This window comes from Flavobacterium lipolyticum, assembly GCF_020905335.1.
In the GTDB taxonomy this organism is placed as follows: Bacteria; Bacteroidota; Bacteroidia; order Flavobacteriales; family Flavobacteriaceae; genus Flavobacterium; species Flavobacterium lipolyticum.
The window spans coordinates 1,202,765-1,222,228 of the sequence record NZ_JAJJMN010000002.1; the positions used below are offsets into that span (position 1 = coordinate 1,202,765).

17 protein-coding genes are annotated in these 19,464 nt (G+C 34.8%); 12 read left to right on the plus strand and 5 right to left on the minus strand.

The features are described 5' to 3' along the window. Nucleotides 1-846: 846 nt before the first annotated feature. Complete coding sequence (locus tag LNQ34_RS21590; protein ID WP_230001191.1) at nt 847-3,186, minus strand: hypothetical protein; 2,340 nt, start codon at nt 3,184-3,186, stop codon at nt 847-849. After that, nucleotides 3,146-4,282, minus strand: a complete 1,137-nt coding sequence (locus LNQ34_RS21595) for a hypothetical protein (RefSeq protein WP_202702968.1) — start codon at nt 4,280-4,282, stop codon at nt 3,146-3,148. The genes LNQ34_RS21590 and LNQ34_RS21595 overlap by 41 nt, the downstream gene beginning before the upstream one ends. 113 nt (nt 4,283-4,395) lie before the next feature. On the opposite strand from LNQ34_RS21595, the gene prmA reads away from it, so the two are divergent. The 10 genes from prmA to LNQ34_RS21645 all read left to right on the plus strand — a co-directional run bounded on the left by prmA (nt 4,396) and on the right by LNQ34_RS21645 (nt 12,788). Beyond that, nucleotides 4,396-5,229: a 50S ribosomal protein L11 methyltransferase gene (gene prmA / locus LNQ34_RS21600; protein WP_017496581.1), complete on the plus strand. Its 834-nt coding sequence runs from the start codon at nt 4,396-4,398 to the stop codon at nt 5,227-5,229. Between the two features lie 118 nt (nt 5,230-5,347). Continuing rightward, a complete protein-coding gene (locus tag LNQ34_RS21605; RefSeq protein ID WP_026109999.1) occupies nt 5,348-5,623 on the plus strand; it encodes an ATP-dependent Clp protease adaptor ClpS in 276 nt (91 codons plus the stop codon). 64 nt (nt 5,624-5,687) lie between these two features. Continuing rightward, nucleotides 5,688-6,959, plus strand: coding sequence for a sterol desaturase family protein (locus LNQ34_RS21610; RefSeq protein ID WP_230001192.1), 1,272 nt, complete (start codon nt 5,688-5,690; stop codon nt 6,957-6,959). Nucleotides 6,960-6,966: 7 nt separating this feature from the next. After that, the gene (locus LNQ34_RS21615; protein WP_202702970.1) at nt 6,967-7,644 is read left to right on the plus strand and encodes a lysoplasmalogenase; all 678 of its coding nucleotides are present in this window, start codon (nt 6,967-6,969) and stop codon (nt 7,642-7,644) included. Nucleotides 7,645-7,756: 112 nt separating this feature from the next. Continuing rightward, nucleotides 7,757-8,209, plus strand: a complete 453-nt coding sequence (locus tag LNQ34_RS21620) for a 2-dehydro-3-deoxyphosphooctonate aldolase (RefSeq protein ID WP_202702971.1) — start codon at nt 7,757-7,759, stop codon at nt 8,207-8,209. Nucleotides 8,210-8,237: 28 nt separating this feature from the next. Beyond that, nucleotides 8,238-8,558, plus strand: coding sequence for a hypothetical protein (locus tag LNQ34_RS21625; protein ID WP_230001193.1), 321 nt, complete (start codon nt 8,238-8,240; stop codon nt 8,556-8,558). Between the two features lie 254 nt (nt 8,559-8,812). Next, nucleotides 8,813-9,631, plus strand: a complete 819-nt coding sequence (gene kdsA / locus LNQ34_RS21630; protein WP_017496575.1) for a 3-deoxy-8-phosphooctulonate synthase — start codon at nt 8,813-8,815, stop codon at nt 9,629-9,631. An 18-nt stretch (nt 9,632-9,649) separates the two neighbouring features. Further along, nucleotides 9,650-10,555 carry a hypothetical protein gene (locus LNQ34_RS21635; RefSeq protein ID WP_202702973.1) on the plus strand — a complete coding sequence of 302 codons (906 nt, stop codon included), beginning with the start codon at nt 9,650-9,652 and terminating at the stop codon, nt 10,553-10,555. A gap of 251 nt (nt 10,556-10,806) precedes the next feature. Then, nucleotides 10,807-11,490 (plus strand): YiiX family permuted papain-like enzyme, encoded by a 684-nt coding sequence (locus LNQ34_RS21640; protein WP_230001194.1) that lies wholly within the window; start codon nt 10,807-10,809, stop codon nt 11,488-11,490. A 197-nt stretch (nt 11,491-11,687) separates the two neighbouring features. After that, on the plus strand, nt 11,688-12,788 hold the full coding sequence (locus tag LNQ34_RS21645; protein WP_202702975.1) for a PAS domain-containing sensor histidine kinase: 1,101 nt from the start codon (nt 11,688-11,690) through the stop codon (nt 12,786-12,788). Between the two features lie 86 nt (nt 12,789-12,874). Here the strand turns inward: LNQ34_RS21645 and LNQ34_RS21650 are convergent, their stop codons facing one another. Then, complete coding sequence (locus tag LNQ34_RS21650; protein ID WP_070908577.1) at nt 12,875-14,263, minus strand: M20/M25/M40 family metallo-hydrolase; 1,389 nt, start codon at nt 14,261-14,263, stop codon at nt 12,875-12,877. 785 nt (nt 14,264-15,048) lie between these two features. Here LNQ34_RS21650 and LNQ34_RS21655 point away from each other — a divergent pair. Continuing rightward, nucleotides 15,049-15,963: a polysaccharide deacetylase family protein gene (locus LNQ34_RS21655; protein ID WP_230001195.1), complete on the plus strand. Its 915-nt coding sequence runs from the start codon at nt 15,049-15,051 to the stop codon at nt 15,961-15,963. A 118-nt stretch (nt 15,964-16,081) separates the two neighbouring features. On the opposite strand, the gene LNQ34_RS21660 is transcribed toward LNQ34_RS21655, so the two are convergent. Further along, on the minus strand, nt 16,082-18,004 hold the full coding sequence (locus tag LNQ34_RS21660) for a family 43 glycosylhydrolase (RefSeq protein WP_230001196.1): 1,923 nt from the start codon (nt 18,002-18,004) through the stop codon (nt 16,082-16,084). 57 nt (nt 18,005-18,061) lie between these two features. Continuing rightward, a complete protein-coding gene (locus tag LNQ34_RS21665; protein WP_230001197.1) occupies nt 18,062-18,847 on the minus strand; it encodes a glycerophosphodiester phosphodiesterase family protein in 786 nt (261 codons plus the stop codon). A gap of 233 nt (nt 18,848-19,080) precedes the next feature. Here LNQ34_RS21665 and LNQ34_RS21670 point away from each other — a divergent pair, with 233 nt between their 5' ends. After that, on the plus strand, nt 19,081-19,410 hold the full coding sequence (locus LNQ34_RS21670) for a hypothetical protein (protein WP_230001198.1): 330 nt from the start codon (nt 19,081-19,083) through the stop codon (nt 19,408-19,410). The last annotated feature ends 54 nt before the right edge of the window (nt 19,411-19,464 follow it).

The following is a 19,464-nucleotide window of genomic DNA, read 5'->3' on the forward strand; positions in this document are numbered from 1 at the left end:
TTAGATCATTGAGAATAATAGAGTCTCAGAAACTTAGAATCTTAGAACCTTAGAATCTCAGAAACTTAGAAACTCAGACTATTAGACATTTCAGATAATTAGATCATTGAGAATAATAGAGTCTTAGAAACTTAGAATCTTAGAGTCTTAGAATCTTAGAATCTCAGAAACTTAGACATTTCAGATAATTAGATCATTGAGAATAATAGAGTCTCAGAAACTTAGAATCTTAGAGTCTTAGAATCTTAGAATCTTAGAAACTTAGACATTTCAGCTAATTAAATCATTGAGAATAATAGAGTCTCAGAAACTTAGAATCTTAGAACCTTAGAATCTCAGAAACTTAGAAACTCAGACTATTAGACATTTCAGCTAATTAAATCATTGAGAATAATAGAGTCTTAGAAACTTAGAATCTCAGAACCTTAGAATCTCAGATTATTAGACATTTCAGCTAATTAGATCATTGAGAATAATAGAGTCTCAGAAACTTAGAATCTTAGAATCTCAGATTATTAGACATTTCAGCTAATTAAATCATTGAGAATAATAGAGTCTCAGAAACTTAGAATCTCAGAAACTTAGAATCTCAGATTATTAGACATTTCAGCTAATTAAATCATTGAGAATAATAGAGTCTCAGAAACTTAGAATCTCAGAACCTTAGAATCTCAGAAACTCAGATTATTAGACATTTCAGCTAATTAAATCATTGAGAATAATAGAGTCTCAGAAACTTAGAAACTTAGAAACTCAGCACCTCAGAATCTTAGAATCTTAGAATCTCATAAAAAAAAAGCGTTCGTAAAACCCGAACGCTTTTTTTTATGAACTGTCTGCTCCCTATTACTTAAGATACGATTCTAACAAAGGACAATTGTATTTTTGAAAAGCAGTCGTTTTTCTATAAACCGAATAGAAATTAATCAGCTCCTGCCCTGCTTTAAACGGGTTCTTTTCTTCTTCCTCCGTTGAAACAATATTGGCGTAGTGATTGTAATACTTGCATTCAAAAATCATTAAACTTGCCAGGGCTTTTTCATTTGTATTTTTAGACATTTTCAAGGCTTTCTCGTAATACATTTTGGCCATGGTCAAATTATAGTAATTGCCTTTTTGATATTTCTTTTCATTTTCTGAATTATCTCCATACACATAATCCACATACGATTCACCCGAAGTCCAATCGTACGCCGTCATCATCCAGGAATTCCCCAAATACGACACATTAAAATAAGCATGTGCCAGTTTCAGATTGCTTGTCGCGGTATTTTGTTTTTTTAGCTGAATCAACTGCGCAATAAAATCGGCTTTATTAAAACGATAGTCGAACTTTCGCTCTGTATCTCTTTGCAGAATTTTGGGCGTAAACGGATTCTCGTTTAAAAAGTCTTTATACGCATAATTTTTCTCCCAAAAATCTTTCGGCATACTGGCAAAAGTTTGGTAAGCCAGCTCCAAATTATTATTTCGGAATGCAATCGTTCCTTTCAGATCTTTATAATAATTGACATTTGGCGCTATTGTTCCTGAACAGATATACCTTTCGAAAGGCGTTTTGTCTTTTTTTTCCTGAAGTGCTATCAAACGATCTATATCTGCCTCGGTTGCACTATTCCGGTCAAAGTAACCAATATAACTGTAAAAATAAGGCGTATTGTAGGCGGAGTATTCTCCTTCGTTTTTAATATCTGATTTCATCGCCAGCAAACCTGCTGTCACGCGATCGCCTTTTGCAGCAAAATCTTTGCTGGCGATTCGATACAAACTGTATAAATTCTTAAACAAACCTAAATCGGTTTCCACCAAATTTTCAACCGAATCAAAATATTTAAAAAGCTGATTTTGAACCTCGTTATTTTTCAAATCGTCCTGCTTTAAAGAAACCAATGCTAACTGAATATTCTTTTGCATTTGTATCGAAGAATTGGCCTTTTCTGAAATCATATCCGTGTATTTCTTTCCCAGGTCAATTTCGTCTCCTATAAAACAAAGCTGTGCAATCGCTGCTGTGATATAGTCCTTTTGCTCGCCTGAAGTCTGCTCTCTGATGGAAATCAAATAATATTCTAATTCCCTTAAATACAAAATATCATTCCTGAAATTCTCCTCCTTTGCTTTGGCATAATTTTCATACCAGACGGTACTGTCAAAAACCACCGAAGGAGTTCTGTCATTGGTGTATTGGGGTGTAAAAATCCAATCTTCAAGTTTGTTCACTTCCCTCCCGATCAAAAAACTCAAATACAAGCTGTTCGGACTCAACTCGTAAACCTCCTGAATGTTTTTCAAACCTGGTGCCGGATTGCGCAAGCCTTCAATGGCCAGAATCACACTGCGCTCTTCATCGTTTTGAGCCAATGCCAAAGTCTCTGCTGTTAATTTCCAGTTGTAATGCTGCAAAACCGCAAATGATTTCTCTTCGCAGGAAACAAATACTTTACTCAGTAAATAATTCTGCAAAGCTAAATCCTCAACACATAAAGCTTTATAATACAAAGCCCAGGGGCTTAAGATCGTGTTTTTATCAGCTGCAAAATAAGTATCGTACAAACGAATCACTTCATTCTTATCAGAGGCATAAAAACTGTACCTCAACAGTAAAAAGGCATAACGCTGTTTCAAAAAAGAATCTTTTGCCGTTTTGATTTTCTTTTCGAAATCACTAACATCGGCTATTTTATGATCTTTACTGTCATAACCAATATTACCCCACGACTCCCATTTCACATCAGGATTACTGTTGTACTCTAATTTTTTCGCAAACAAAATATAATTGAGAAGCGCCTTATTCTTTGAAAGTAATAAGGCTTCAATAAAAGTGTTCTTATCAAAAACTTTTTTCAGCGATTTCGTTTCGTAAGCGGTTTCAAATTTCTCAGCATCCGTTTCGTACAAAATAACATGTACGTCTTTTGGATCGACCTGACTGCCCAGTTTTTTCTTCCACTCTGTACAATTCAATTCCTGATCTGCTCCCGAAACAGTATGGGTATCGTAGTAATTATCGGCCGAATAATAAAAAGGTGTCAGCTTAAAAAATCCTTCCCTTTGCGCTTTAAACAAAGCCAGTCTGCTGGTCTCAGGCGAAACACTCCACCCACAAGCCAAAGAGACCTGAACACTAAAAACAAAAAGTAAAGAGCTAAAAACGCGCATAATAACCGGATATATTTTGGGTTCCATAATCGTTGATGTATTTTTTATCGAAAGAGAAAAACGTCACTTTGGTCTGACTGTCGATTGGAATTTTACTTTTTACGATCGAAATCATTTTGTCAAGTTCGTCTTCAGAAATTTTCTCAATCCTGATTTCGTCCCCGTTTCTCAAATAAGTCTGTCCCACTAAAATATCGTCTTGCAGTATATATTTAGCGTCTGATACTTTTTTTAATTTAACGGTATCGTTTTGAATCCTGTCATAATCGGATAAAATTCCCTTAAACTGATTGCCTCTGAAAACAACTGCCCAACTGTACAATGGCAGAGCAATATCAAGCTTTAAACCGTATTGGTTGTGTGTAATATATTGTGCCAATTCTTCGCTGGTTCCTATGGAATTTTTGGTAGTAAAATCTTCCGGTTTACTCAAATTGTAACACATCAGCAAGCCTTTATCTACAGGTGGAATTCCTGCTTTTGAAGCATATTTGTATTGCCAGAGTCTTATGGTAGCCGAAACTGCAGTCGCAGGATAGTTTTTCTTGATTTGCTTTAACAAGTAAAAATAATTGTCTTTTGATTTTTCCGACCAGTCACAATCAATCAGGATTTCTTTAAAATCAACTTTCAATTTTGCCATTTCACTCGATTTTACCGAATCATAATTCAACTGTTTACGATTCTCCTGCTTGTAATAATCTTTTGGATACACAATCGAACTGGCTATTTTCTCGGCTTTTGAGTCATTCCTTTTCATTCCTATCTGTTCAATACGTTTGGCAATTCTCACAGCCAAACTGTCCAGTTGCTTTTTTCCGGATTTCAAAACCACTTCATTGGTAATAAAAATACTGGGGGTAATTTCAGGATTGCTTTCATTTAATCTGATATCGTGAAGGGTGGCAACCGGCAAAGGTTCTTTAGCATACGGATTCCAGTCTACATCAAAAAAACGAATGTACAAATGTTTTACTTTCAAGTCTTTTATCAACGAATCATCTGTGTTTTCGAAATTCAAATCGGTTTTCCAATAACAAAACGATCGAACCACTTCATGTTCCTTCTCACAAGTTGCTCCGTTAAGTACCACAAAGAGCAAAATAAAAATGATATTCTTCATATTTTAAAAATCCTTACAAATTCCAATCAAAATTAACATTAATTAAGGTAAGGATATTGATTATTTATGAACAACTTTTGCTTTGGATTCTTACCTTTGCAAAAATTTTTTTTATGTCGAATATATATTTAGGGTACCATTTTACAATTGAACCAAAAGAACCGGGTTCTGAAATTTTAATTGCTGAATTAGGCGAAAAAGCGTTTGAGACTTTTACAGAAACGGAGAACGGAATTTCGGCTTTTGTGAAAAAAGATTTATGGGACGAGAATATTCTGGACGACATTTATATTTTACAATCCGAAGAATTCAAAATCGAATATACCATTGAGGAAATCGATCAGGTCAACTGGAATGAGGAATGGGAAAAGAATTTTGAGGCTATTGATGTAGACGGAAAATGCCATGTTCGCGCTCCTTTTCATGAGAAAACAAACGCTGAATTTGATATTGTAATCGAACCAAAAATGAGTTTCGGAACAGGTCATCATGAAACTACACACATGATGATTCAGCATTTACTGGAAATCGATGTTCAAGGTTTGAAAACACTGGACATGGGTTGCGGAACAGCCATTTTAGCCATTTTAGCCGAAATGAAAGGCGCTCAGCCAATTGACGCTATTGATATCGACAACTGGTGCTACCTGAACTCAATCGAAAATGCAGAACGCAATAATTGCCAGCACATCTCCGTTTACGAAGGCGACGCGGCCTTGCTAGCCGGAAAAAAATACGATTTAATCATTGCTAACATCAACCGAAATATCTTATTAAACGATATGCAAAGTTATGTTGATTGTTTAAATCCGAAAGGAATCTTGCTTTTGAGCGGTTTTTATGAAGAGGACATTCCTTTTATCGATGCTTCCTGCACCGAAAAAGGCTTAACATATGTTAAAAAGTTTCAAAGAAATAACTGGGTTTCATTAAAATACGTAAATTAGATAGTTAATTATCTGTTTATTAAATAGTTCACAGATATCGATCTTTTAAATTCCGATGCAATCTGTGCACACTGTGACCAAAAAATTAGTAATTACAACAGTACAAAAAACTAAAAAAATGAGTACTAAAGAAAAAGTAAGAGAAAGAGTTCGCGAAAAGGAAGCGACAGGTTTCAATAACGAAATCATTGTTTACAACGACGATGTAAACACTTTTGATCACGTAATTGACACTTTGATGCGTGTTTGCAGTCATACGCCAGAGCAAGCAGAACAATGTTCCCTAATTGTACATTACAACGGAAAATGCACTGTAAAAACAGGGCCTATTGAAAAATTAAAACCGCAATGTACCCAACTTTTGGAAGCCGGATTAAGCGCTGAAATTGTTTAATTGCAAATAATTTAAAAACGATTCTATTTTATTCTATATTTGAATAAAATAGAATCGTTTTTTTATGGAAGAATACGGAAAGATATTAATTATTGCAACGCCGATTTTTTTAGTATTAATTATAATCGAAAAATTATACGGCATTTATAAAAAGAACGACACCGCTCCTTTAATAGACAGCGTATCGAGTATCAGCTCCGGAATTACCAATTCAGTCAAAGACGTCCTGGGATTGAGTCTGACCTTCATTTCATATGAATCGCTGGTTTCTAAAATTGCGCTTTATCATCTGGAAGCCAACCTACTTTCTTATGGTATTGCTTTTTTTGTAATTGATTTTTATGGCTATTGGAGTCATCGATGGGCGCATCAGATTAATCTTTTCTGGAACAAACATGCCATTCACCACAGCAGTGAAGAATTTAACCTTGCCTGCGCATTACGCCAGCCTATCGCAAGTCTGGTTAATTTGTTTACCTTCTTATTAATTCCAGCCGCATTGTTAGGAGTTCCGGCTTCTGTAATAGCCATTACCCTGCCCCTCCATTTGTTTCTGCAGTTTTGGTACCATACCAAACACATCAAAAAAATGGGCTTTCTGGAATACATCCTGGTTACCCCCTCACATCATCGGGTACATCATGCTATAAACCCTGAATATCTAGATAAAAACCATTCTCAGATTTTTATTTTCTGGGACAAACTTTTTGGTACTTTTCAGGCCGAATTAGACGATGTTCCGCCAGTTTTTGGTATTACAAGACCGGCACAAACCTGGAATCCTATCCGAATTAATTTTCAGCATTTAACTTTACTGATTAAAGACGCCTGGCGTGCCGAAAACTGGAAAGACAAACTCACAATCTGGTTTAAACCCACCGGCTGGAGACCTGAAAATTTTGAAGAAAAATATCCTGTAACCAAAATCGAAAATGTTTTTGCCTTCAATAAATATGGTACTCAAAATTCACAAAAGCTAATTTACTGGTCCGTAACTCAAATGTTAATCACGCTATTGTTTGTGACGTATTTATTTGATAATGTCGCCAAAATCGGATTGCCCAATATCTTCCTCTACGGATTTTTTATTCTGATTACAATCTACAGTTACAGCGAATTGATGGACAAAAGTAAATATGCCATCTTTTGGGAAGGATTACGCTTTAGTATTGCCATAGGCATCATCATGTACTATGGAGACTGGTTTGGCTTAAATCAAGTTATCCCTTTTAGCAATCCTGTTATTTTAACCTATTTGACCTTATCCTTTTTAATTACAATTTACTTTGTAAATATTGATTTTAAAAACTACCGAAACCAACCTGTTAATTCATAAACCGATTATGAGAAATCACTATTTTTTTAAATCCTTTATTGTTGTCAGCATTCTATATCTAATTATTTTGTTTTTAGAATACCAAAATCTGGACTTATTTCTAAAACCTGTTTTGGTACCATTATTAGGATTCGGAGTTTATTTTCGCGGAAAGTTTCCATCAAAAAATATCCTTTTGGGAGCATTATTATTTTCCTGGCTGGGTGATGTAATTCTTCTTTTTGCAGATATTGGTGAGATTTATTTTATTTTAGGGCTTCTTTTTTTCTTGATTGCTCACCTCATGTATTGCGTCCTGTTCAACAAACAAACAAAGAGAAATACTTCTATCAATAAAGTTCTTTTCGCAATTGGCAGCCTGCTTATCGCTTTTTATCTGGTTGGAATGGTTTTATTTTTGATGCCAAATCTAGGTGAATTAAAAATCCCTGTAATCATTTATGCAGCCGTAATTTCGACAATGTTGCTGTTTGCTTTTAATGGTAGTCTGAGTTGGAAAAAAACAGGCAGTCTTTACGTTTTAGTTGGTGCCCTTTCATTTGTTATTTCTGATAGTATTTTGGCTTTCAATAAATTTCATGCTCCCATCGAAAAAAGTTCCTTTTTTATCATGCTTACCTATCTTGTGGCACAATATCTGATTGTAATTGGTATTTTAAAACTAAATACTAAAAAAGCAGATTAACTGCAGAATGTAGTGATGCAACAGATTTACAATCGTTTTTCCTTTAAACCTTTAAATCCTCATCATCTGTAGTAAAAACGCTTTACATTTGTAGGACCAACATTAATAAACCATGAAAAAAATAGCCCTTTTTATTGTTCTCATTATCAGCGTAACGTCTTGTATAAGCACAAAATCAACTTTAAAAAATGTAGATGACAATGCTCCTGATCTTGTTTTAAAGAAAGACAATACATTTTCGATTACGCTTTTCAGCAACGATAAAAAATACGGTTACGACCCTGATTATCCCGTAAACCTGTTTTTTCAAAATACCCGAAATGAAGCTCTAAATGAAACTCGTTTCTTAAATGCTTTAGCAGGTCCAAATGGTGAAAAAATAACCTATACCCGCCTGGAAACCTGTTGTCCTTTTCCAACTAAAAGAAGCGACATGGGTGCCGGGTTCCTGAATGTATATGAACTGAAATGGGACGGGCAAAAGAAGCCGGTAAAACTCTACCTGAACATTTATGAAAAAGGCGTTTTAATGGTGCCAATGGGATTGCGTCTGAAGAGCAATTAAAAAATAAAGTTACACTCAGGATTATACTATGTTAGAAAGCGTACCTTTAATTGTACTTATTCTTCCATTGCTATTTCAGATTATAGCCGGAAGAAAAGCAATTGGTGAAACTATATCTTTAAAATTCGGAACGGTTTGTATAATTAGTCTCATCGCGCAAATAATAGTACCCATTATCTCATTTTACATTGCTACCTATAATGCTAATAAATATATCGAGCAAAATCCAAATTCACTTAGATGCGGAATGGAGTTTGTTGGACTTTTTATGTTCACGCTTATTTTTACGTTTGTCCTGATAGTGGTTATAATCATTCAATACTTCATGAAACGATCTTACGAAAAGTAATTTTTTCATGATACTGCTAATTTACAAGCAACATGATAAATGTCATTTATTATCTTTTTATAACGCATTAATATTGCCCTTCATCTTAAACATTTAAAATTTTGAATGAAGTCTTGCAATAGTCTCGAGGGAATAATCCTGATTTCAACATAAATTACACAGCGGATAACCAGATTAGCTTCTTAAAAAAAACATAAATCTTCATCTGCTATTCATAAATCATAACTACCTTTGCACTGTCAAAAAAACATACTATGAACATACAACATATTCCACAAATTAAGCATACTGAAAGCGGCAACTTCTTTTTATTAGCAGGACCTTGCGCTATTGAAGGAGAAGAAATGGCTCTTAGAATTGCAGAAAAATTAGTTGGTATTACCGACAACCTTCAGATTCCTTTTGTATTTAAAGGATCTTTTAAAAAAGCCAACCGTTCAAGAATCGATAGTTTCTCAGGAATTGGTGACGAAAAAGCATTAAAAATATTACGAAAAGTTTCAGAGACTTTTAACGTTCCAACCGTAACTGATATTCATACCAATGAAGATGCTGCTATGGCCGCACAATACGTTGACGTTTTGCAAATTCCAGCCTTTCTGGTTCGTCAAACTGATTTGGTTGTTGCTGCTGCAAACACAGGAAAAACCGTCAATCTGAAAAAAGGACAATTCATGAGTCCGGAAAGCATGAAACATGCGGTACAAAAAGTACTGGATTGTAACAACGAAAATGTTATGGTGACAGATCGTGGTACTATGTTTGGTTATCAGGATATGATTGTTGATTATAGAGGAATCCCTACTATGCAACAATACGCTACTACAGTTCTGGATGTAACTCACTCGTTACAACAACCTAACCAGACTGCCGGTGTTACGGGCGGAAGACCGGACATGATCGAAACAGTTGCCAAAGCAGGTATTGCTGTTGGTGTTGACGGTATCTTTATCGAAACTCATTTCGATCCTGCTAATGCCAAAAGTGATGGTGCTAATATGCTTCATTTAGACTATTTCGAAGGCCTAATGACCAAATTAGTAGCGATCAGAAAAACGGTTAACTCATTTTAATTTCTTAATACCATTTCATTGAAAACAACTTATTTATTCTTCTTTTTGCTGTGTTTTTCAGTAAACACTTTCGCACAGGAAGAAATTACAGTACAAAGATATACTGCTCATAATAAAGGTAAGTTTTTTGTTTCCTGGGGAGGAAACAGAGAAAGCTACACTAAATCTGATGTAAATTTCAGAGGAAAAGACTACAACTTTACAGTTGATAATATGAGAGCTCATGATAAACCAAAAGGATGGCATATTGATTATGTTAACCCGGTCAACATGACGATTCCGCAAACCAACTTTAGAATGGGGTATTTTTTTAGTGACCATTACAGTGTTTCTGTTGGTTGGGATCATATGAAATATGTGATGGCTCAAAATCAGATAGCAAATGTAAATGGTTATATTAATTTACCTGCTGATCAGACCGGATCTATTTACAATGGTGTTTACAACAATAGACCTGTAGACATGTCTCAGGGCGGTGCTCAGGAAGGTGGTTTCGGAAAAGGTGAGATCCAACAAAATGGTCCCGCTTTTTTAATGTACGAACATACAGATGGCTTGAACTATATTAATACAGAGGTTTCCAGACATGACGATATTTCGCAATGGTTTGGCTTGCCAAATACTGACAAAGTACAAATTAACTTAACAGAAGGTTTAGGTGTTGGAGTTTTATATCCTAAAACCAATACGACTCTTTTAGGAAAAGAACGTCACGATGATTTTCATATTTCAGGCTATGGTCTTTCAGCAAAAGCAGGAATCAACTTCACATTCTTCAAGTATTTCTATGTACAGGGTGAGTTAAAAGGTGGCTACATCAACATGCAGGATATCAGAACTAGTCAAAGTAATGAAGACAGGGCGTCACAGGACTTTTTCTATTTACAGCGAATTATTGCGGTTGGAGGAATTTTCAGAATCTAATATTTCTTAAAATTATACTTAAAAATAGTTATCATTTTGGTAACTATTTTTTTTTGACCTTTATTTGTCCCGCTAATTAGTAGATGGGGTTTCAGGTTACAGATTTCAGGTTACAGGTTTCAAGTTTCAGGTTTCAGGTTTCAGGTTACAGATTGCAAGTTTCAGGTTTCAGGTTACAGGTTTCAAGTTTCAGGTTTCAGGTTTCAAGTTTCACATCTCACATTTTACATCTCACATTTCACCTTTACAAAATGAAAAAATCAAAATATCTCTTTCCGATTATTACTTTCTTACTCAGTTTTGGCTGTGCTTTGTTTGTTGCTCTGAAGGTTTTTCCTAACAATCCGTTTTCCCCTACCAAAACCAAGAAGGAAAACACTTTACAAACTAAAATTCAGGATGGAGATATTATTTTTCAAACCTCTCAATCTCCACAATGTGAAGCCGTACGAATTGCCACAAATTCTAAATTTTCTCATTGTGGCATCATTTACGATATCAACGGAAAATGGTTTGTTTTTGAAGCTGTTCAGCCTGTAAAACTAACTCCTTTTAACGAATGGATTCAGCACGGAAAAGAAGCCAAATATCTTGTGAAACGATTAAAAAACTCCGCTAAAGTTTTAACTCCTGTAGTGCTGCAAAAAATGAAAGAATACAGCCAGCAATTTGACGGAAAAGAATATGATGCTTATTTTGAATGGAGCGATACCAAAATTTATTGCTCTGAACTGATCTGGAAAATTTACAAAAATGCCGCAAACATAGAATTGTCAAAACTTAAACAGTTGAAGGATTTTAATTTAACCGATCAAAGGGTACAAAAAATAATCAAGGAAAGATATGGAAATAGCATTCCGCTCGACGAAAAAGTGGTCGCTCCTGTTGATTTGGCCGATTCTGACCTCCTAAAAACGGTAATTGACACCTACTAAAAGCCTTTTTTTGTCAGTATCGACGAATAAAACAAAAATACTTCGTTTCTAAAAACTTACATTTTTAACCCCCTGATAACTCTTCAACGTATTAAAATGTTTTTAAACGAATATTTAACAAAATAGTTAAAATCAAAACATAAATCTAACATTTTAATACTATTTTAGCAGAATAAATTTTAAGTTAGGTTTAAACTATGATCGATAGCGCACCTAAATATTCCCAAAATAATCTGCATTTTTTCCCGCAGTTCGAAGATTTTTTTGACTCTTCACCCGATTTATTGTGTATTGCCGGTTTTGACGGCTATTTTAAAAGAATAAACCCAGCCATGACTAAGTTACTGGGTTATACTGAAGAAGAAATACTCTCAAGACCTATAAACGATTTTATTCTTGAAGCCGATAAACTGACTACTACAAATGCCCGCAAAGAACTTACTCAGGATATTGGTTTGTATAATTTTGAAAATCGATATGTGACTAAAAGTGGTGCTATCGTTTGGCTTTTATGGAGTTCTTTTCCGGTTGCCAAAGACAGACTCGTTTATGCTGTTGCTAAAAACATCACTTTCAGAAAAGAGATGGAACAGGAAAGAAATCTTCATTTGGCAGAACTTACCAAACTCAACAAGGAACTCAGACAGCTTACTTATACTACGGCACATGATTTAAGGTCTCCAGTAAATAACATACTGGCCGTTTTTGATCTCCTGGACAAATCAACTATTACAGATCCCGAAACGCTCGAATTAATCTCCATTATTGAAATTTCTACACAAAGTTTAAAGAAAACATTAATTGATCATGTGGCACTTCTGGATAAAAAAAATGAAGAAGACGATCAGTTGGAAGTCCTGCATTTTGAAGTTGTATTGAAAGAAGTTTTAGACTCCATTAATTCCTTAGTCCACAATTCGAAAGCCACAATTTCAATTGATTTTTCGGAGGCAGAAACGATTCTTTTCAACAAAACCTCCTTAAAAAGTATATTCCTGAATCTGATTACCAATTCGATTAAGTACTCAAAACCCGGTTTTTTACCATTTATCCGTTTTAATTCTATCCATTTTAACGAAACCACACAGTTGATTATTTCGGACAACGGAATTGGTTTTGATATGGAAAAAGTAAAAGACAAAATTTTTGGGTTGCACCAGAAATTTAATTCAAATAAAGACAGTAACGGAATCGGTCTTTATCTGGTTTATAATCATGTAACGAATCTTGGCGGTCACATTGACGTGGAAAGTACCCCCAACAAAGGGGCAAAATTTACGATCACGTTTAAAAGTTAATCACATAAATTTCTAAATAAAAAAATTCCAAATTCCAATAAGGTCAGCCCTATTGGAATTTGGAATTTGAATTTGATTTTTGCAATTTAGTTTGCAGCCGGAAGAACAATTCCCCCCTGATCCATTAAATACATCAACGTTGTCATGGTTGCAGCTCCAAGCTCCAATTCTCTTTTATTAATAGCATCAAACTTATCGTTTGCCGCATGGTGATAATCAAAATAACGTTGTGAATCCGGTTTTAAACCTGCTTTCACAATCGATTTAGAGGTCAAATGATTGATATCTGATCCTGCATGTCCAATAGTGAAACTATGCACCAAATAAGGCTCAAAAAGGTCTTTAAATCCAGCTATTTTCTTAAAATTAGCGTCATCTGCTTCAATTGAAAATCCTCTTGGAGAAAATCCACCAGAATCGCTCTCTAATGCAAAAATATGATTCTCTTTCTTTTGTTTTGAAACTTCTTCATACTTAGCACCACCTTTTCCTCCATTCTCTTCATTCATAAACAAAACGACGCGAATCGTATTTTTAGGCTTATAGTTTAAGTTTTTCAAAATTCGAACTACTTCCATACTTTGAACCACTCCTGCTCCATCGTCGTGCGAACCATCTGCTAAATCCCAGGAATCTAAATGCCCTCCGACAACCATAATGTTGCCAGGGTTTTCTGTTCCGGTCATTTCTCCAATCACATTATACGATAAAACATCCGGCAAGGTCTCACAGGATTGTTTGAAATAAAATTTCAACGATGGATTTACTTTCAAAGATTTACTTAACAATTCTGCTCCATTGGTACTGATTGCGGCAGTTGGAATGTATTGATCTTTTGGTAAGTCGCCATAGCTTTGAGCTCCTGTATGCGGAAAATCGTCTAAACGCAAGTTCATCGAACGCACAATTGTTCCAACTGCACCTAATTTTGCCGCTTCTTTTGCACCGGCATACCTTTGATCTACACAGGCTCCGTAAGATTTAAAGGTTTCGATATTTTCCGGATCCATTGGTCTGTTATAAAACACAATTTTACCTTTTACTTTGTCGCCTAATTCTGCCAGTTCTTTGATTCCCTTTACTTCGATTACTTCAGCAGTAAGTCCTGTTTTAGGGGTAGCAACTGATCCTCCTAAAGCACAAATTGGCACTACCGTTTTCGTTTTATTATCTAAAATATAAGCGGTTTCTTTTTCGCCACGCACCCAATGCGGAACCATTACTTCCTGTAGATAAACTTTGTCAAGACCTAGAGTCTCCAATTGCCTTTTAGTATACTGCACTGCTTTTTCGGCACTTGCAGAACCTGATAAACGGCTTCCGATATCGTTAGACAAATATTCTAACCAGGTATAACATTTAGACTCGGTTAGGGCCTTTTTATAAAACAATTTAATGTTTTTCTCATCATTTGACTGCGCAAAAGATGTCAATCCGTTTAAAACTAATGCAGTTAAAAGAATCGTTTTTTTCATAGGTTGTATAGCATTTTTTGGTTGTTAAACAAAGGAACAAAATTCTTTAGAACTGCCATCGCTTTTATTTAACGATTTGAAAAAAAAATCTTTCACTTATAGAAGGAGTATGTATGTAAACAAAATAAAACCTCTTTTTTATAGATAGAGAACCTATAACACTCCTATGCTTACGAAATTATTACTAGAAACCAATTACATACGTAACAAACAGAAGCAAGACCTAACTTAAGAGTTTTGAAAAGTTGAAAATCAAGAATTAAATTCCTAAGTAGTCAAGAAAAAGAAATTAAGCTTGAAATTGCGGGAATTATAAAGGCCCATACTGAGTTAAATGCCGAAAAAAATCAAATAACTTTCACGCCCCGAATTGGAACATTAACAGTGGTTATTATTCTCTTAAAAACTAATGGTTTTAGATTGATACAAAATAAAAACAACTGATCAGCTATAGATGGTTTTTTCTTATTTAAATTACCCGATCTTTTTTTGCCTAATCCTTAACTTTTGAATAGGAGCCATCGCAGGTCATAAAAAATGCAGCTAGAAATAACTACCAGTCCACCTCTGCATCGTAACTAAAAAACAGGACCTTTTAATTATATAACTCAATCATCTACGGTTATTACACAGAACATACCACTTATTAAACATTACACTTTTTTTCTATGAATCAAGGATAAGTTTGCTTAAACTTTTTGGTTTAATTGTATAAAAAACAATTAAAGCAACAGTGGTTATTTTGAAAAAAGATTAGTCATAATCTACAAATTTTTAGTTTCGATATGTTAAAATTACCTGCCTTTTTTTTTAGAATCAATTATTACCAGATCAAATATCTAATTATACTTTTTTCTTTATTCGCTTCTTTTTTAAACCCTATATACGGTCAAACCAATTTGTATACGAACGCTGATTTTATTAAAAAACTGTATAACGATCCAAATTACTTGATTTTTAAAGAAAAAATATACAAAGAATTTAAACATTCGCATTCAGTATATTGGGGAGAATTTATAAAAGGTGTTAATGAAGATTTATACACTAAACAAAAAATAATAGCATTTACTTTTGATGCTTGTGGACGAGAGAAATCATACGCTTACGATTCACAATTAATAAATTTTCTTCGAAAGCAAAAGATTCCGTCGACTTTATTTATTACCGGTCAATGGATTGATGAAAATTATGAAACCTTTTTAGAACTATCAAAAGATCCATTATTTGAAATAGAAAATCATGGATTTTATCATAGACCTTGTTGTTCAAATGGAAAATCAATATACGGAATTCAAGGAACAAAAAATATTTCAGAAGCAGTTGATGAAATAGAAGCTAATGCTCAAAAGATAGAGCGAATTACAGGGAAAAAACCTCGATTTTATAGATCCGCAACTGCTTATACTGATGAAATTTGCACAAAAATAGCTAAAAAAATAGGTATTACTATTGTTAGTTATCATGTACTAGCCGGAGATGCTATTCCATTTGCACCAAAATCTGCTATTATAAAAAATGTTATTCATAATCTAAAATCTGGTCCAATAATCATTATGCATTTTAACCATCCTAAATGGAATACTTATGAAGCTATGCAAGAAATTGTTCCAGAATTAAAAAGACAAGGATATAGTTTTGTAAAACTTGAAAATATTTCCCCTAAAAAAAATAACACACAGAAACATAGACTCCCGATATAAAAAAAACTACAAAAGAAATAGGAATATTTCAGTGAAGTGGAACGTCTTTTTTACAGATACGAAACCTATGTTACTCTATGTGTTAAAATGAATTACAACCAATAAGACAAAATGAAAATTATTTTACTTCTACTACTTCATTTTTCATACCTATTCCGTTTTCATTAAAAGCTTCAATGGTAAAATAATAAGTGGTTCCTTTATCCAGACCTCTAAAATCATACGAACTTTCGTCATAAACCATAATGCTGTTATACAATTTGTCTGGTGCAATTCCGTAATAAATATTGTAACCGGTAGTGTTCGCCTGTTTTTTCCAGGAAATCATAGCGTTTCTTGCATCGGTAGTATTTCTGTCTACTTTAAAATCAAGAACGGGTTGTGGTTTTTCTGCCAATCCGTTTCCAAACACTCTGAAATCTGAAATCGCAAACAATCCGGAGGCATTATGAACGTTGACCATTTTAATGTAACGCGCTTTTATTGCTTTAGTCAGCTCGACATAATCATGCGGAACGTCTTTTGCATTTTTAGATTTATCGACTACCAATTTCCAGTTTACAGCGTCATCCGACATGAAAATTTTGTACTGATAATAGATATCCATTGCCTTATTGAACTGTGTTGCTTTATGATCGGCATAGTTGATCTGCAAGGCATTGATCTGCATTTGTCTGCCTAAATCAAGCTGTAACCATTCACCCGGATCGGCTGTTTTTGCAGACCAGTAGGTTTGAATATTTTCGTCGGTTAAATTCACAGCTCCGTAACAAAACTTCTCGTATACTTTTTTGCCTCCATTATCCATTCTGTGGGTTTCTACTTCCATACATTCTTCTGAAGTGGAAACAGTGACAGGCTTTTTATACGAAAGCAGCATCCAGCCGGAAGAGGCTCCTTTTTCCTGATTGCGTTTTTTGGAGGGAAGAACAATTGGAAAATCCCCATAAGAAGTAATAGAATACATCACATCGTCTTTATCAAATCCGGCAGGAAACATATCAATGCGACGCTCGAAACGGTCTTTGATTGAGATCTTACAGGTTCCCGTATTCCAGTAATTCCCATAATTGTCTGCGAAAGTGTTTCCGTGTCCCGCTCCGATTACAAATCCTCCCGGTTTGTATGACATGGGATTGTGTTTTTGATAGGTGAAGGGTCCTAACGGGCTGTTACCAACATGAACTCCATTGGCATAACCTTTAAATTCTGTGGCTGGAGCTCCGTATTGCATATAATATTTGCCATTGTGTTTGGTCATCCAGGCTCCTTCTATAAAATTCCCCCAGGGCGCGGGTTCCATATCATTATTGGGGCCAAAACGTTCCCAGCCGTGATTGGCAGGATCTAAACCTACTACCTCTTTGATCTCACCATAAGCACGCTGAATATCTTCTACTTCAGTGGCTTTGTACAGTTTTTCATAAGCTGCCTGATTGCCTTTCGGAAGCCAGGTATTATAATCAACTTCTACACCTACAAGTGGCAATTTTCCACTTGAGCCGTAATACATGTATACTTTTTTATCATCATCCTGAAAGATGGCAGGATCCCAGGTAGGCAGCATCGCTTTATCAACATGTCGCAGCCATTGTCCCGATTTTGGATCTGCAGTTTTCCAGATTGGATGATCTCTTTTCCAGGTTGACCCCACATAAAACAAGGTATCGTTGACTACCCAGGCGGCAGGGGCGCATTGATCGTCATCGGCTGGCTTGCGTTGGAAACTTCCGTATACAAATTTCCAGTCTGACAGGTCTTTACTCCAAAAATATCCCGCCTGATTAGTCGCGAACAAATAGTATTCGCCTTTGAATGTAATAATTACCGGATCGGCACTGGAACGTCTGGATTCCGGAATACCATTGTGATTTTCGGTGGTATAATTGTACCCAATATTGATTGGATTACAATAGGTCGTTGCTTTTTTATTGGGGTCAAACCATTCTGTTTTACCGGGAATTTTAGTATTTTGAGCGAGTATTGTATTGCTTAAACTAACTAGCATCAGCATAACAGTTACTATATGTATATTTTTCATAGGATGATTTTTATATAAAAGATTTTCTCCAAAAGAGAAAACACAGTTTCAATAGATCTATTTTTTCTGTTTTATCCTTTGTTCTAACAACTCAGGTTCGTTGGTAGTGATATAATTGAATTTATGATCAATTATCCAGTCCATATCGGCCGTTTCGTTTACTGTCCAGGCATTTAAAATAACCTTATACTCTTTAGCTTCTTTGATCCATTCCGGATGCTTTTTAAATACTGAATAATGATAATCAACGCCGTTTATACGGTCTGCTTTAACTTCTTTCGGAGATTTGTTTCCTTCGAGATACTGTAAACTTGTTCGGGAATCAACTTCTCTGATTTGTTTCAGAATTTCGTAATCAAAACTAATGTAGCAGGTGTTTTTATTTGCTTTAAGTTTTTGAATTGTTTCTACAGTCCTCAACGCCGTTTTTCTTCCTCTTTCTTTACTTATTTCCGAAGGTTTTATTTCGCAAGCCAAAAGTGTACGTTTATTATTTCGCTTACCTTCAGCAATATACTCGTACAAGGTTGGAAGCTTCTCTCCGTTTGAAAGTTTAAACTTTACGAGATCAGCATAATTGGTTTCCTCAATAGGCAATTTGTTGTAATGTGCGTCATGATTGATTACAAGTGAATCATCGGCTGTTCTCCATACGTCAAATTCTGAACCGGGAAGTTTTAAGTCGATGGCATGTCTTAGAGCGGCTATAGAATTTTCAGGAAGATTGTTCTTTTTCCATGCCCCGCGATGTGCCACTATTGCATTTTCTTTAACACAGCAGGACTGAAAAGCAATTGCTACTGTTAAAAGCCATGATATCCGAAATGCTTTAGTTGTATTCATTATTTTTAATTTATAGTAAACCTAATATTGTAAACTTCATTGACTATCCTGATACCCAAAAGGACTATTGATTCATCTGTTTGGGAAGATCGCAACTTCCTTTGAACACCTGATATTTTAAACTTTGATTGATACAAATAAATACCTTATTTTATAATTTGTAAGAAATAACTTGTTTTATTTATTTTATAACGTAATTTTGTAGTATTATTAATCTAAAAAAAAATAAAAAAATGAAAGATCAAGAGAATTTAGGAACGTATCCTGTTAAAACTGATGGCGACGATGGTGCAACTATAAATACCGTTTTTTCCGCATTAGTAAATACTACTCAAACAACATTTGACCCTCTGACCTATGAAGGGAAAGACTATAACTTTATTTTTGATGCCCTTAAAGTATACACTCAGTTTGTCATGCAACTTCAAAATAGCGAAGGCCAAACAATTCATGTGACCTATAAGTACGATGATGATAGTGGACTATGGAATCAGGATGGTGATCCAAATTATCCTGTTTACAATGATCAAGTTTATAATTCCAATAATGTGAATTTTATTTGATTATGAAAATAGCTAAAAAATAGCTCTATGATCAAAGGAAATAATCCAAAAAAT